The sequence below is a fragment of the Enterobacter sp. BWH64 genome (assembly GCF_001037645.1).
Lineage (GTDB): Bacteria > Pseudomonadota > Gammaproteobacteria > Enterobacterales > Enterobacteriaceae > Enterobacter > Enterobacter hormaechei_C.
The window spans coordinates 3,405,418-3,419,341 of record NZ_KQ089922.1 but is presented as its reverse complement, the minus strand read 5'-3'; the positions used below and the strand labels follow the sequence as shown (position 1 = coordinate 3,419,341).

The 13,924-nt window shown below is 55.2% G+C and carries 12 protein-coding genes; 8 read left to right on the top strand and 4 right to left on the bottom strand.

Features of this window, described 5'->3' with window-relative positions:
* The first annotated feature begins 365 nt into the window (after window positions 1–365).
* Together SK50_RS16410 and SK50_RS16405 are read left to right on the top strand one after the other, a co-directional pair.
* On the top strand, window positions 366–3,146 hold the full coding sequence (locus SK50_RS16410) for a flavocytochrome c (protein WP_048229721.1): 2,781 nt from the start codon (window positions 366–368) through the stop codon (window positions 3,144–3,146).
* 58 nt (window positions 3,147–3,204) lie between these two features.
* Window positions 3,205–4,167, top strand: a complete 963-nt coding sequence (locus SK50_RS16405; RefSeq protein WP_017383329.1) for an FAD:protein FMN transferase — start codon at window positions 3,205–3,207, stop codon at window positions 4,165–4,167.
* On the opposite strand, the gene dcuR is transcribed toward SK50_RS16405, so the two are convergent.
* Together dcuR and SK50_RS16395 are read right to left on the bottom strand one after the other, a co-directional pair.
* Window positions 4,148–4,867, bottom strand: coding sequence for a two-component system response regulator DcuR (gene dcuR / locus SK50_RS16400; protein ID WP_003859556.1), 720 nt, complete (start codon window positions 4,865–4,867; stop codon window positions 4,148–4,150). The genes SK50_RS16405 and dcuR overlap by 20 nt on opposite strands.
* Window positions 4,864–6,480: a sensor histidine kinase gene (locus tag SK50_RS16395; RefSeq protein WP_045344363.1), complete on the bottom strand. Its 1,617-nt coding sequence runs from the start codon at window positions 6,478–6,480 to the stop codon at window positions 4,864–4,866. The genes dcuR and SK50_RS16395 overlap by 4 nt, the downstream gene beginning before the upstream one ends.
* Before the next feature lie 153 nt (window positions 6,481–6,633).
* Between SK50_RS16395 and SK50_RS16390 the strand changes: the two genes are divergently transcribed.
* Window positions 6,634–7,497, top strand: coding sequence for an N-acetylmuramic acid 6-phosphate etherase (locus SK50_RS16390; protein WP_017693136.1), 864 nt, complete (start codon window positions 6,634–6,636; stop codon window positions 7,495–7,497).
* A 55-nt stretch (window positions 7,498–7,552) separates the two neighbouring features.
* On the opposite strand, the gene ompC is transcribed toward SK50_RS16390, so the two are convergent.
* Complete coding sequence (gene ompC / locus SK50_RS16385; protein WP_017693137.1) at window positions 7,553–8,716, bottom strand: porin OmpC; 1,164 nt, start codon at window positions 8,714–8,716, stop codon at window positions 7,553–7,555.
* Window positions 8,717–9,000: 284 nt separating this feature from the next.
* Between ompC and SK50_RS16380 the strand changes: the two genes are divergently transcribed.
* Genes SK50_RS16380 through SK50_RS16370 form a run of 3 tightly spaced genes read left to right on the top strand, consistent with a single transcriptional unit; the run spans window position 9,001 to window position 11,651 of the window.
* Window positions 9,001–9,702: a phosphohydrolase gene (locus SK50_RS16380; RefSeq protein WP_017693138.1), complete on the top strand. Its 702-nt coding sequence runs from the start codon at window positions 9,001–9,003 to the stop codon at window positions 9,700–9,702.
* A gap of 43 nt (window positions 9,703–9,745) precedes the next feature.
* Entirely contained in the window at window positions 9,746–11,179 is a 1,434-nt protein-coding gene (locus SK50_RS16375) for a DNA cytosine methyltransferase (RefSeq protein ID WP_156171094.1), read from the top strand.
* A complete protein-coding gene (locus SK50_RS16370) occupies window positions 11,160–11,651 on the top strand; it encodes a very short patch repair endonuclease (protein ID WP_048229717.1) in 492 nt (163 codons plus the stop codon). Before SK50_RS16375 ends, SK50_RS16370 begins: the two co-directional genes overlap by 20 nt.
* Here the strand turns inward: SK50_RS16370 and yedA are convergent.
* Window positions 11,623–12,537, bottom strand: coding sequence for a drug/metabolite exporter YedA (yedA, locus tag SK50_RS16365; RefSeq protein ID WP_017693141.1), 915 nt, complete (start codon window positions 12,535–12,537; stop codon window positions 11,623–11,625). The two genes, SK50_RS16370 and yedA, sit on opposite strands and share 29 nt — an antisense overlap.
* Window positions 12,538–12,715: 178 nt before the next feature.
* Between yedA and SK50_RS16360 the strand changes: the two genes are divergently transcribed.
* Window positions 12,716–13,627 (top strand): DUF808 domain-containing protein, encoded by a 912-nt coding sequence (locus tag SK50_RS16360; RefSeq protein WP_017383336.1) that lies wholly within the window; start codon window positions 12,716–12,718, stop codon window positions 13,625–13,627.
* Between the two features lie 77 nt (window positions 13,628–13,704).
* The gene (locus SK50_RS16355; protein WP_003859574.1) at window positions 13,705–13,887 is read left to right on the top strand and encodes a YodC family protein; all 183 of its coding nucleotides are present in this window, start codon (window positions 13,705–13,707) and stop codon (window positions 13,885–13,887) included.
* The last annotated feature ends 37 nt before the right edge of the window (window positions 13,888–13,924 follow it).

The following is a 13,924-nucleotide window of genomic DNA, read 5'->3' as shown; positions in this document are numbered from 1 at the left end:
TAATAACCACTCTGAGTAGTGTGGTTATTCGCTAATTTTACGCATTTTATGTATCAAAACTATAACATTTAAATTCTGGTGCTTTTGTGTATCGTTGTTTTATATGGTTTTTTTATAGATTTGGTGTATTGGTTTGACCTTTTATAATTTAACTTTTTTTAAATTCTTGTGAACGAGTGAAACATTCCCGCTAACACCAATGTGTTATTAATGTTATCGAAGGGATTAAATAGTTTATTAACTAACGTAATGACTTTAGAAACTAAAAAAAGCTTTATATTACTATCATGACATCGGCAAAAAACACGAAATAAAAAATCATCCCGATAACGAATTCTTAATTTTGAAAGTTTGGAGTTTCTATTATGAGCACTAACGAACGTATTTTAAGCCCCTTCACATTACCGAATGGTACTGAACTGAAAAACCGTTTGTTAATGGCCCCGATGACAACCTGTACCGGTTATTACGATGGCACCGTGACCAGCGAACTGGTGGAGTACTACCGCGCCCGCGCGGGCAGCATCGGCACCATCATCGTTGAGTGCTGTTTTGTTGACGATCTCGGCCTGGCGTTCCCGGGGGCAATTGGTATTGATAACGACGAGAAAATCGCCGGGCTGGCAAAAATCGCTGACGCCATCAAGTCCAAAGGCTCTAAAGCCCTGCTGCAAATCTACCACGGCGGCCGCATGGTCGACCCAAAACTGATCGGGGGCCGCACGCCGGTTGGCCCAAGCGCCGTTGCCGCGCCGCGTGACGGTGCCGCCACGCCGGTTGCCCTGACCGCGGAAGAGGTGGAAGGCATGATCGGCAAGTTCGGCGAAGCCGTGCGCCGCGCAATTCAGGCCGGGTTCGACGGCGTCGAAATACACGGGGCGAATACCTATCTGATCCAGCAGTTCTTCTCGCCGAACTCTAACCAGCGCGACGACGAGTGGGGCGGCAGCCGCGAAAACCGCGCGAAATTCCCGCTGGCGGTGCTGGACATTACCCACAAGATGGTGCGCCAGTACGCGGACGACGCGTTTATCATTGGCTACCGTTTCTCTCCGGAAGAGCTTGAAGTCCCGGGCATTCGCTTCGAAGACACCCTGTATCTGCTGGAAAAACTGGCCGCGCGCGGGGTAGATTATCTCCACTTCTCCCTTGGCGCCGCCCTGCGTCCTTCTATCGTCGATACTCAGGACCCGACGCCACTTATCGAAAAATACTGCGCCATGCGCTCTGACACGCTGGCGCAGGTACCGGTAATGGGCGTTGGCGGCGTGGTGAATGCCACGGATGTGAATGAAGCGCTGGATCACGGTTACGACCTGATTGCCGTTGGCCGCGCCACCATCGCCTATCCGGACTGGACCGATCGCATCGCGGCGGGCGAAAGCCTGGAGCTGTTTATGGACAGCACCCGACGCGAAGAACTGAGCATCCCGGAACCGCTGTGGCGCTTCTCGCTGGTGGAAGCGATGATCCGCGACATGAGCATGGGCGAATCGAAATTCAAACCGGGCACCTTTATTGAAAAAGTGCAGGACGATGCTAACGAGCTGGTGATTAACGTCAGCCTCGAAACCGACCGCATCGCCGATATCGAACTGGCCTCCGGCCCGAGTGAAGACGTCGAGTTTGTCACCAGCTTCGAAGAGATCCGTACCCGTATTCTGGATGCCAACACCCCGCATGTAGACGCGATTACGGGCGCGACCAGCCAGAGCGAGGCGGTGAAAAAAGCGGTCTCGAAGGCGATGCTGAAATCCAGCAAAGCGCTGGCTGCAGAAGAGGGCGCAGACCCGAATGAGACTAAAAGCGTGGATGTGGTAGTGGTCGGCAGCGGCGGCGCCGGTCTGGCGGCGGCGATTCAGGCGCATGACGAAGGCGCGAGCGTGCTGATCGTCGAGAAAATGCCTACCATCGGCGGGAACACCATTAAAGCCTCGGCCGGGATGAACGCGGCGGAGACCCGCTTCCAGCGCGTGAAGGGTATTCAGGACAGCAAAGAGCTGTTCTACCAGGAAAGTCTGAAAGGCGGTGGCAACAAGAACAACCCTGAACTGCTGCGTCGCTTTGTCGAGAACGCGCCGCAGGCCATCGAATGGCTGGCCACGCGCGGCATTATGCTGAACGACATTACCACCACCGGCGGGATGAGCATCGACCGTACGCACCGTCCGAAAGACGGTTCCGCAGTGGGCGGGTATCTGATCAGCGGCCTGGTGCGTAACGTCAACAAGCGTAACATCGAGGTGATGCTGGATACCTCCGTGAGCGACATCATCTTCGAGAACGGCGAAGTGACCGGTGTGCGTCTGACCACCGAAGAGAACGAAACCCTCACCGTGGCAACCAAAAGCGTGATTGTGGCAACGGGCGGCTTCAGCGCCAACAGCCAGATGGTGGTGAAATACCGTCCGGATCTGGCAGGGTTCGTTACCACCAACCACAAAGGGGCGACCGGGGGCGGCATCGCGCTGCTGGAGCGTATCGGTGCGGGCACCGTGGATATGGGCGAAATTCAGATCCACCCAACCGTTGAGCAGAAAACGTCGTATCTGATTTCCGAATCCATCCGCGGCGGCGGGGCGATTCTGGTCAATCAACAGGGGAACCGATTCTTTAACGAAATGGAGACCCGCGATAAAGTCTCGGCGTCAATCATCGCGCTGCCGGAGAAATACGCTTATATCGTCTTTGACGAGCATGTTCGCGCCAAAAACAAAGCCGCGGATGAGTACATCGCGAAAGGGTTTGTTACCACCGCCAGCTCGCCAAAAGCCCTGGCGGAAGCGCTGGGGATGGATCACCATCAGTTCCTGGCAACGCTGGAACGCTACAACGGCTTTGTGGAGAAACAGCACGACGATGATTTCGGCCGCACCACCGCGCTGCGTGCACCAATCAACGAAGGGCCGTTCTACGCCATTCAGATTGCACCGGGCGTTCACCACACCATGGGCGGCGTGACCATTAACACAGAAACCTGCGTGCTGGACAGCAACCACAACGTATTGCCGGGAGCGTTTGCTGCGGGTGAGGTTGTCGGGGGCATCCATGGCGGTAACCGCATCGGCGGTAACGCGGTGGCAGATATCATTATTTTTGGTACGCTTGCAGGACATCAGGCGGCTATGCGTTCGAAAACACGGTAAGGCTCCTGTTTCCCCGGCGGCGCGGTGCCTGCCGGGGCTACATCTGAGGACTCATGAAATGCCTGATAGCCATCGCGTTTACAGCTACTCCGCCGTTCTGATGGGATCGCCCATCCTCCTGAAACTCTTTTCCCATGACGAAGCGCTTGCCTCTCGCGTGTTTCGCCTGATCAAACAGTACGAAGATCTGCTTACCGTTAACCGAGCGCACTCCCAGGTAATGGACATCAACCATGCAGCCGGTCAGCATCCGGTTGCCGTCAGTCGCCCGGTGTTCGAGCTGATCCGCTGCGCGAAAGCGGCCAGCCTGCTTAAGGACAGCGCCTTTAACCTGGCGATCGGCCCGCTGGTGAAGCGCTGGAAAATTGGCTTTAAGGGGGACGCTGTACCGCCCGCGGACGAGATCGCCGCCTTGCTGGGCATCACGCATCCTGCGGACGTGGTGCTGGATGAAGCCAACAGCAGCGTGTTCCTTACTCGCCAGGGAATGGAGATCGATCTGGGGGCCATTGCTAAAGGCTATATCGCCGACAGGGTGCGGGATTACCTGCATAAAGAGGGCGTTGAACTTGGGCTGATCAACCTTGGCGGCAACGTCCAGACGTTAGGCTCGCCGGAGGGCGGCTGGCGCGTCGGCCTGAAAAAACCGTTCGCCGGTGACGCGCTGATTGGCGCCATGACGGTCGAAAACCGGTCGGTGGTGACGTCAGGCACCTATGAGCGCTACTTCGAGCTGAACGGCAAACGTTATCACCACATACTTGACCCACGCACCGGCTACCCGCTGGATAACGAACTGGACAGCGTGACGATTATTTCGCCAGACTCCCTCGACGGCGATATCTGGACCACGCTGATCTACGGCATGGGCGTGGAAAAGGGCTGCGCCGCGCTGCGTTCGCGCCCCGATATTGAAGCCATCTTTGTCACCAAAACAAAAGAAGTGGTGATCTCCTCGATGCACCACTTCCGTTTTACCCTTCTGGACGACAGCTACCGAATTACTGGCAGTACTGTTTGAGTAGGCCGACCTGTTCCGGCTGCAAACGGTAGCGATATACCGGCCGGCCGGTAGCGCCGTAGTGAATGCTGGTGAACAGGATATTAATTTGCGCCAGCCAGATCAGGTATTTGCGGCAGGAGACGCGGGAAATGTTGACCGCATTCGCCAGATCGTCGGTGGAAAACTCTATCTCCGGATGGCTGTCGATCCACTGGCAAATGGTGCGCAGCGTCTGCGGCGTCAGGCCTTTCGGTAATTTTTTGCTGTCGGCCAGCTCCGGCGCGCCGCCGTGGATCAGCCTGTCGACGTCGGCCTGTTCATAATACTGATGCGATCCCATCAGGCTGCGCTTTGCCTTCCAGCCGTTCAGCGCCTCTTCAAAACGCGGGAACTGGAACGGTTTAATCAGGTAATCCACCACTCCATAGTGCATTGAGGTCTGGATCGTTGCGGCGTCGGAGGCCGACGAGATCATGATGACGTCAATCGGGCGGCCCGACGCGCGGATGATGGGCAGCAGATCCAGCCCGTTATCCTGCTGCATATAGACATCCAGCAGCACCAGATCGATCGGCTGGCCTGGGTTGGCGATCAACGCCTCGGCCTGATTGAGCGTGGAAGCGACGCCGCAGCAGCTAAAACCCTCAACGCGGTTAACATACAGACGGTTGAGGTCGGCTACCATGGCGTCATCATCAACAATTAACACATTTATCACGCGATATTCCTCTCGCTATCCCAGGGGATCTGAACAAAAAATTGGGTAAATACGCCAGGCTCCGACTCGGCGGTAATATCTCCGCCCAGATTCTGGATCTGCTGACGCGCAAGGAACAGCCCAACGCCGCGGTTTTCACCTTTTGTTGAGTAGCCCTTTGTAAAAATAGCCTCCAGCCGCTCGGGATCAATGCCGGGACCGTCATCGCTGACCTCACCGCTCAGCCAGCCGTTCTGATAATGCAGCAGCAGGCCGATCTCGCCTTCCGGCTGGCCTTCCATCGCATCCAGGGCATTTTCGATTAAATTGCCCAGCACGGTGATCAGCACCGCAACCTGCTCTTCATTGGCGGTGTCGGGAAGCTGACTCTCCTCCGCCAGCGTCAGGGTCACTCCGGCCTCTTTAGCGCGGTTAATTTTACCCAGCAGGAAGCCCGCAATGACCGGGGATTTAACTTTACGTTGTATCGCGCCGATATCCGTCTGATAATTCTGCGCGGTCTGGATGATGTACTCCTCCAGCTTATCGTAGCGCTTCATGTGCAGCAGGCCGAGGATCACGTGCAGCTTGTTCATAAACTCGTGCGTATGAGCGCGCAGGGCATCAACGTAGCTGACCATGCCATCAATACGCTGCATTAACTGGCTGATTTCGGTCTTATCGCGGAACGTGCTGATCGCCCCGATCACCTGATTCTGGCTTTTCACGGGGACCATGTTGCAGAGCAACAGCCGCCCGTTACAGCCGATCTCCTGATCCTGGCGGGCAATGCCGGTCCTGGATACTTCGCGCAGGCTGGCCAGCAGCGGTTCACTGCTGCTTTCGGAGTGCTGGCCTGAGGTCAGGAGTAATATTTCTCTGGCGGTGTGGTTAATCATCGTCACGCGCCCGTGCATATCCACGGCCATCACGCCTTCGCGCAGGGACTGCAACATGGCCTGGCGCTGCTCAAAGAGAGCTGAGATTTCGTAAGGCTCCAGCCCAAAGAGGATACGTTTCAGAACCCGGACCAGACCCCATATCGCCACTGAGCTCATCAGAACGCTGAATAAGATGGTCCACACGGCGTTGAGCCGCCCACGGGCAATCTGATCTTCAACTTTATTCAGCGAAATACCCACCACCACCACGCCGATCTGGTCGTGCTGGTCGTCATACACGGGCGTAAAGACGCGCAGCGCTTCCGCGAGCGCGCCGCGGTTAACGGAGACATTCTCTTTCCCTTCCAGGGCGGGCGTCAGATCGTCGCCAATAAAATGCAAACCTAACAGCGCTTCGTTTGGATGGGAATAGCGGATCCCACGCAGGTCGGTGACCACGGTAAACAGCAGGTCGTTGCGCTTCGTCACCGCCTCGGCAATCGGCTGGATGATGCCAGCCTGCGGCGATTCCATCAGGCCACGCTTGATCTCCGGGCTGTCGGCCAGCGTCCTGGCGATACCCAGCGCGGTATCTTTCACGTCATCGCGCGTGGCGCGGGTGATCTGCACAGAGTACAGCGCGAAGACCACCAGCAGCACCGAGCCGATAATCGCGCACACCATCAGTGTAACCAGCGTATTCAGCTTCATAGGGCGCTTGCGCGTCGGGGGGAAGGGCTGCAAATCGCTCATTAACACTCCGCGATGAATAAGAAAGGGCTAATTATCGCTGATGACGGGCGTTTCATAAAGCCATGTAAAGAGAGGCGTTTCGTGAGCCTCCTCTCAGGTGACCTATATAAAACACTTTATAGTGTGAGGGTACCCATAATAAGGAGGCAGTTTATGAGCATTATGCTTACCGGTACGGCCAGGGAAAGACGGCACGCCAGCACGATGAACATCGACAGATTATCGACGCTGGATATGCTTAACGTCATACACCAGGATGACGCGCAAATCTCTTCTGCACTTACCCCTCACTTAAGTATGCTGGCCCGCGTGGTGGATAACGCGGCGGCGACGCTTAGTCACGGCGGACGTCTGGTGCTGACCGGCGCGGGCGCGTCCGGACGCGTGGCGGAGCAGGCGGCAGAAGCGTTTGCGCCGGGCAAACACCCCGTCATTACGTTAACAGCAGGTGATAACGCCGGAAGCTACGCGAGCGGCGTTGCCGACCTTCAGACGATAGAATTTGGCGAGCATGACATGATGCTGGCGCTGTCCGTCAGCGGCAAAACCCCATGGGTATGGGGCGCGATGCGTCATGCGTGGTCTCTGGGCTCAACGGTTGCGCTCATTACGGAGGATGCGCAAAGTGAAGCGGCGCAGCTGGCGAGTATGGTCATTGCTCCCGATCTGGGCGCGGATGTGGTGGCCGGGTATACCAACGCTAAAGCAGGCATTGCGCAAAGCATGATCCTGCATATGATCACCACCGGTCTGGCGGTACGTTCCGGACGGGTGTACAGCAACCTGCGCGTTGATCTGGAGGCAAGCAATACCAGATGGGCCGAACGACAAATTGCCATTGTGATGGAAGCGGGGGGATGTAGCCGGGCTCAGGCGAAGGCCGCGCTGGAAAGCTGTAACCACCAGTGCAAAACGGCGGTACTGATGGTGCTGACAGGGCTGGATGCCTGGAAAGCGCACGAATTGCTGGCGCAGAATAACGGGTTTGTTCGCCTGGCCTTGCAGGAAGCGCCATAACATTTCAGCGTCAAATAAAAAAAGCCCGCATCGCGGGCTTTAATATTGATGGGAATTAGAACTGGTAGGTCATGCCTACGCCAACGATGTCATCGGTAGAAATACCGTTGTCATTGTAGAAGGCATCATCTTCGTCCAGCAGGTTGATTTTATAATCAACGTAGGTGGAGAAGTTTTTGTTGAAGCTGTAGGTCATGCCCACGTCGATGTAGTTAACCAGATCCTGGTCTACATAGTCATAGCCATTGCCTGGGTGATAATCGTTACCGCCCAAATCGATGCCTTTAGAATAGACCCACGCCAGGGATGGACGCAGACCGAAGTCAAACTGGTACTGCGCTACGGCTTCAAAGTTCTGTGTTTTGTTGGCGATGCCATCGTTGCCGTACGGAGTCATGTTACGGGTTTCCGCATACATCATGGCCAGGTAGACATCATTAGCATCGTATTTAGCACCGATTGTCCACGCTTCCGCACGTTCACCGCCAGCATATTTGCTGAAGCGGTTATAGGTGCCAGCGCCGTAAGCGACCTGGTCGTTAGTACGGTCAGAGGAAGAATAAGCCGCACCCAGCGTCAGGCCGAAATCGAAGTCATAGGTGGTAGACATACCGAAGCCGTCGCCGTTCTGGAAACGAACGTCATCATGGCCGTTTTTGGTGCCTTCCTGATTTTCGTTTGGTCCACCTTCATTATTTCCCTGATATTGCAGCGCAAAGTTCAGGCCATCGACCAGACCAAAGAAATCATTGTTACGGTAGGTCGCCACACCGTTAGTACGGCCAACCATATAGTTATCCGTCCAGGTGTAAGAATCTCCACCAAATACCGGCAGCATATCGGTCCAGGCTTCAACGTCATACACGACGCCGTAATTACGGCCGTAATCAAATGAGCCGTAGTCGCCATATTTCAGGCCAGCGAATGCCAGACGGTTGAAAGATTTATCCCCTGCGCCTTCGGTGTCGTTAGCGTAGGTTTTATATTCCCACTGGCCATAGCCTGTCAGGTCGTTCGTGATCTGCGTTTCGCCTTTGAAACCCACCTGTACATAGGTTTCATCGCCGTCGTCGCCTGGGTTGTCGGAGAAGGTATGACGCGCATCAACCTTACCGTACAGGTCAACTTTGTTGCCATTCTTGTTATACATTTCCGCCGCATTTACTGCGCCAGCCATTAATAACGCGGGTACGAGAATTGCCAGAACTTTTCTTTTCATTATATATTCCCTTTAAATATAAATTGTCTGAATATATGTAATTACCCTCCGTAACTACATGGCTGATACTATTCTATGGATTATTATTTAGGTTCAAAAATAAATGTAATTAAAGTGGTAAAAATATTACAAAATATTTCTTTTTATCTCTTTATTTTTCACGTGAATTAATTCATTGAAAATATAGCGGGTAATTATTATTAAGTATTTCGTAATTCTATTTATAAAGGATTTTAATTCGGGTGTATTATAATTCACTCACTTTTGAGCAACAGGACAGGCTGATGGAACTTGCGCAGTGGCAACACCGTTTTGAGCGCTGGCTCGACGAAAATCATTTTACTGATGATGCGGCGCACGATATCGCCCATTTTCACCGCGTCTGGATGACGGCGCAGGGTATTATGGCTGACGAGGATAGCGATCCGCTGGTTGTGCTGACCGCATGCTACTTCCATGACATTGTCAGCCTGCCGAAAAATCACCCGGAACGTAGCCACTCCTCGCGGCTGGCAGCGCGAAAAACGCGCGAGATCCTCAGTCGCGACTTTCCTGATTTTCCGCCGGATCGTTATGCAGCCGTTGAGCATGCTATTGAAGCGCACAGCTTCAGTGCCGGTATCGCGCCGCAAAGCCTGGAGGCCAAAATTGTGCAGGATGCCGACCGGCTGGAGGCGTTAGGCGCTATCGGCCTGGCGCGCGTCTTTGCCGTCTCCGGTGCGCTGGGCGCCGCGCTGTTTGATGCCGACGACCCGTTCGCCGGAACACGAGAGTTGGATGATAAAGCCTTCGCGCTCGACCACTTTCAGACCAAACTCCTGCGCCTGCCTGACACCATGCAAACCGCGCGGGGGCGCGAACTTGCGCGTCACAATGCCGATTTCCTGATCCAGTTTATGGCGAAGCTGAGTGCCGAATTACAGGGCGATTACCTCGGAACCGACAGCCAGATATTGACCCATTTCCGTCGCAGTGTGCGATCCTGAACTGTGGTACTCTGTTTTCTGTCTTTATTGTCCGGTTAAGAGAATGCAGGAAAATCGATCAGTGACTGTGCCCGCGCCTGAGCGGGTTGAGAAATCAACGGCAGCCGTGCAGGCACTCCTGCGTCAGCTGCTGGAAATGTATGATGCTAAAACGCTGGCAAACCAGCTGGTGGCCCATGGCGAGAGCCACTGGAGCCCGGCGATACTCAAGCGGCTGCTGATAAGCGACAGGGCAGGGCACCGCCTGAGCGACGGTGAGTTCCGCTATCTGCGCAACCTGCTGCCGCGTCCGCCTGCTGCGCATCCAAATTATGCCTTTCGCTTTATCGATCTCTTTGCCGGTATCGGCGGCATTCGCCATGGCTTTGAAGCTATTGGCGGGCAGTGTGTGTTCACCAGTGAATGGAATAAACATGCCGTCCGTACCTATAAAGCCAACTGGTATTGCGATCCCGACGCGCACCAGTTCAACGCGGATATTCGTGATGTCACGCTGAGCCACAAAACCGGCGTCAGCGATGAAGAGGCCGCCGAACACATTCGCAATACCATTCCGGCGCACGACGTGCTGCTGGCAGGTTTTCCGTGCCAGCCGTTCTCGCTGGCTGGCGTGTCGAAGAAGAACGCGCTGGGACGCGCACACGGCTTTGCCTGCGATACGCAGGGCACACTGTTCTTTGACGTTGCCCGGATTATTGATGCCCGCCGCCCGGCAATTTTTGTGCTGGAGAACGTCAAGAATTTAAAGAGTCATGACGGCGGCAAAACCTTCCGCATTATCATGCAAACGCTGGATGAACTGGGTTACGACGTGGCGGATGCAGAGGACATGGGGCCGGACGATCCGAAAATTATCGACGGCAAACACTTCCTGCCACAGCACCGGGAACGCATCGTGCTGGTGGGCTTTCGCCGCGATCTCAATCTGAAAGGCGATTTTACGCTGCGTGATTTGCCTTCGCTGTATCCGGCGCGCCGACCGACGGTGGCCGATCTGCTGGAGCCCGCCGTCGATGCGAAATTCATTCTGACGCCGGTGCTGTGGAAATACCTCTATCGCTATGCCAAAAAGCATCAGGCCAAAGGCAATGGCTTTGGGTTTGGCATGGTCAATCCGCTTAATCCTGATAGCGTGACGCGTACGCTGTCGGCGCGCTATTACAAAGATGGCGCGGAAATTCTTATCGATCGCGGCTGGGATAAGGCGCTGGGCGAAAAAGATTTTGACCATCCCCAGAACCAACAGCACCGGCCGCGGCGCTTAACGCCGCGCGAGTGCGCCCGCTTAATGGGCTTTGAGACGCCGCAGGGCTACAGTTTTCGCATCCCGGTGTCGGATACCCAGGCCTATCGTCAGTTTGGCAACTCGGTGGTGGTGCCAGCCTTTGCCGCGGTAGCTAAACTGCTGGCCTCACGCATCAGCAAGGCCGTTCAGCTTCGTCAGAGCAAGGCCGTCAATGGCGGACGTTCACAATAAGGCCACGCGCAGTAAAAACATGCGTGTCATCGGCACGCGTGATACCGCGATTGAAAAACGGATCGCGGGCCTCCTAACCGCCGTCGGGTTTGAATTCAGGGTTCAGGATGCCACGCTTGCCGGGCGTCCTGATTTCGTCATCGACGCGTACCAGTGCATCATCTTTACCCACGGCTGTTTCTGGCATCATCACGACTGCTATCTGTTTAAAGTCCCGGCGACACGCACCGACTTCTGGCTGGAGAAGATTGGCAGGAACGTCGAGCGTGATAAACGCGATGTTTCGCAGCTTTACGCTCAGGGCTGGCGGGTGCTGATTGTCTGGGAGTGCGCGCTGCGCGGAAGAATGAAGCTGAATGACGTGGAACTGACGGAGCGGCTGGAAGAGTGGATCTGCGGCGGCGGTCAGGCCGCGCAGATCGATACCCAGGGCATTCACCCGATCACGGTTTCTCCACCTCACACCTCGTGACAATCGGTTTCGCGGGCAGCAAATATTTACCCAGCGTGACCAGTACCACGGCAAAGACAATCACACCCAGCGCCAGCCATTCAATCGTCGACAGCACTTCGCCCGCAAAACCGGTACCCAGCAGCACGGCAACCACCGGGTTAACGTAGGCGTAGCTGGTGGCAACCGCCGGTGAGACGTTGCGGATCAGGTACATATAGGCGTTGATGGCGATAATCGAGCCAAACAGCGCCAGATACCCGACGGCCAGGAAACCTGAAAGGTCTGGCATCGCCGTCAGTTTTTCACCCGTCAACGCGGAGGCCATCAGCAGCACAATGCCCGCCGCGAGCATCTCAATCGCACCTGCCATCATCCCGGAGGGCAGCTCGATGCGTGAACCGTAGACCGAGCCGAAGGCCCAGCTCATGGAGCCGATCATGATCAGAACGGCAGCCCAGGGGTTCCCGCTCAGGTTACCGCCGCTGTTCAGCAGGATGATACCCACAAGCCCAATCGCGATGCCCAGCCATTCGAGCTTACGGGTGCGGATCCCGAAGAGGCGACTAAAGCAGAGCGTAAACAGCGGCACGGTTGCGACGACCACGGCGGCGATTCCCGACGGCACGTTCTGGTGTTCGGCGACGGTTACCGCGCCATTGCCCACCGCCAGCAGCAGCAGGCCAATCAGGGCGGCGTTAAGCAGGGGACGCCGCGGCGGTAGTCTGTGGCCGCGCAGCAATAAAAACGCCATCAGCAGCACGCCGGCCGTAAGGAAACGAATACCGGCCATCATCAGCGGGGGCCAGCTTTCCACGCCTACACGAATGACAAAATAGGTGGACCCCCAGATGATATACAGGGAAAAGAGTGCTCCAATGAGCGGTAATAAATGCCGGAAACGCATAGTCCCTCACGACGAAATAAAAAGTTCGCTCATAGTTAACGCCAAAACTATCAGCCTGGCGAGTGCTTTAATTGTGTTGTTGATGTGAAATTTTTGTTGACGCGCGGTGCCAGTTTCCGGGCGGTGAGTTTTGTTCCATACTATTCACTTAATTAGCAAAAAAAGAAGGAAAGAGATTTTGGCAGGAAGTAGCTTATTAACATTACTGGACGACATCGCCACCTTGCTGGATGACATTTCGGTTATGGGAAAACTGGCGGCGAAAAAGACCGCCGGGGTACTGGGAGATGATTTGTCGCTTAACGCGCAGCAGGTCAGCGGCGTGCGGGCGAACCGTGAGTTGCCGGTGGTGTGGGGCGTTGCGAAAGGGTCCTTTATTAACAAGGTGATCCTCGTTCCGCTGGCGCTGCTGATTAGCGCCTTTATACCCTGGGCCATTACGCCCCTGCTGATGATTGGCGGGGCGTTCCTGTGCTTCGAGGGTGCCGAAAAAGTGTTGCATATGTTCGCTGCACGCAAAGAGAAAGACACCCCGGAAATGCGCCAGCAGCGTCTGGAAGCGCTGGCCGCGCAGGATCCAAAAACGTTTGAACGCGATAAGGTCAAAGGCGCGATCCGCACGGACTTCATCCTCTCAGCCGAGATTGTGGCGATTACGCTGGGGATCGTCTCAGATGCCCCTCTGATGAACCAGGTGCTGATCCTGTCCGGCATTGCGATCCTCGTGACGATAGGGGTTTATGGCCTGGTCGGGCTGATCGTCAAGCTGGACGATATCGGCTTCTGGCTGGAAAAAAAATCCAGCGCAATTGCGCGCGGCATCGGGAAAAGCCTGCTGGTGCTGGCGCCGTGGCTGATGAAAACCTTGTCGGTGGTGGGAACCCTGGCAATGTTCCTGGTCGGCGGCGGCATTATCGTGCACGGTGTTGCTTCGCTGCATCACATGATTGAACATTTTGCGTCAGGCCAGGGAGCGGTAGTAGCTGCAATTCTGCCCACACTGCTTAATCTCGTACTGGGCTTTATCGTCGGTCTGATTGTGGTAGCCGTTGTTAAGCTGGTTGAAAAAGTACGCGGGAAATCGCATTAATTATTGCTGACCCCGGATGCAAAAAGACCATTCCTCGTCTAAATTGAAAACGTTTCACCCTGATACAGGAGGCAGGTATGGTCTTTTTGATCAGTGATGAAGTTAAGCCTAAAAATGGTGGTCCAGGCATGATCGTCACCGGGTATTCCAGCGGAATGGTGGAGTGTCGGTGGCATGATGGATACGGCATTAAGCGGGAGGCTTTTCGTGAAGACGAGCTTCAGCCTGCGAATAAAAGGCAAAAACGCGACAAGGCTTAATCACACAACGCCCGGCCTTGCCGGGCGTTTTTACTGG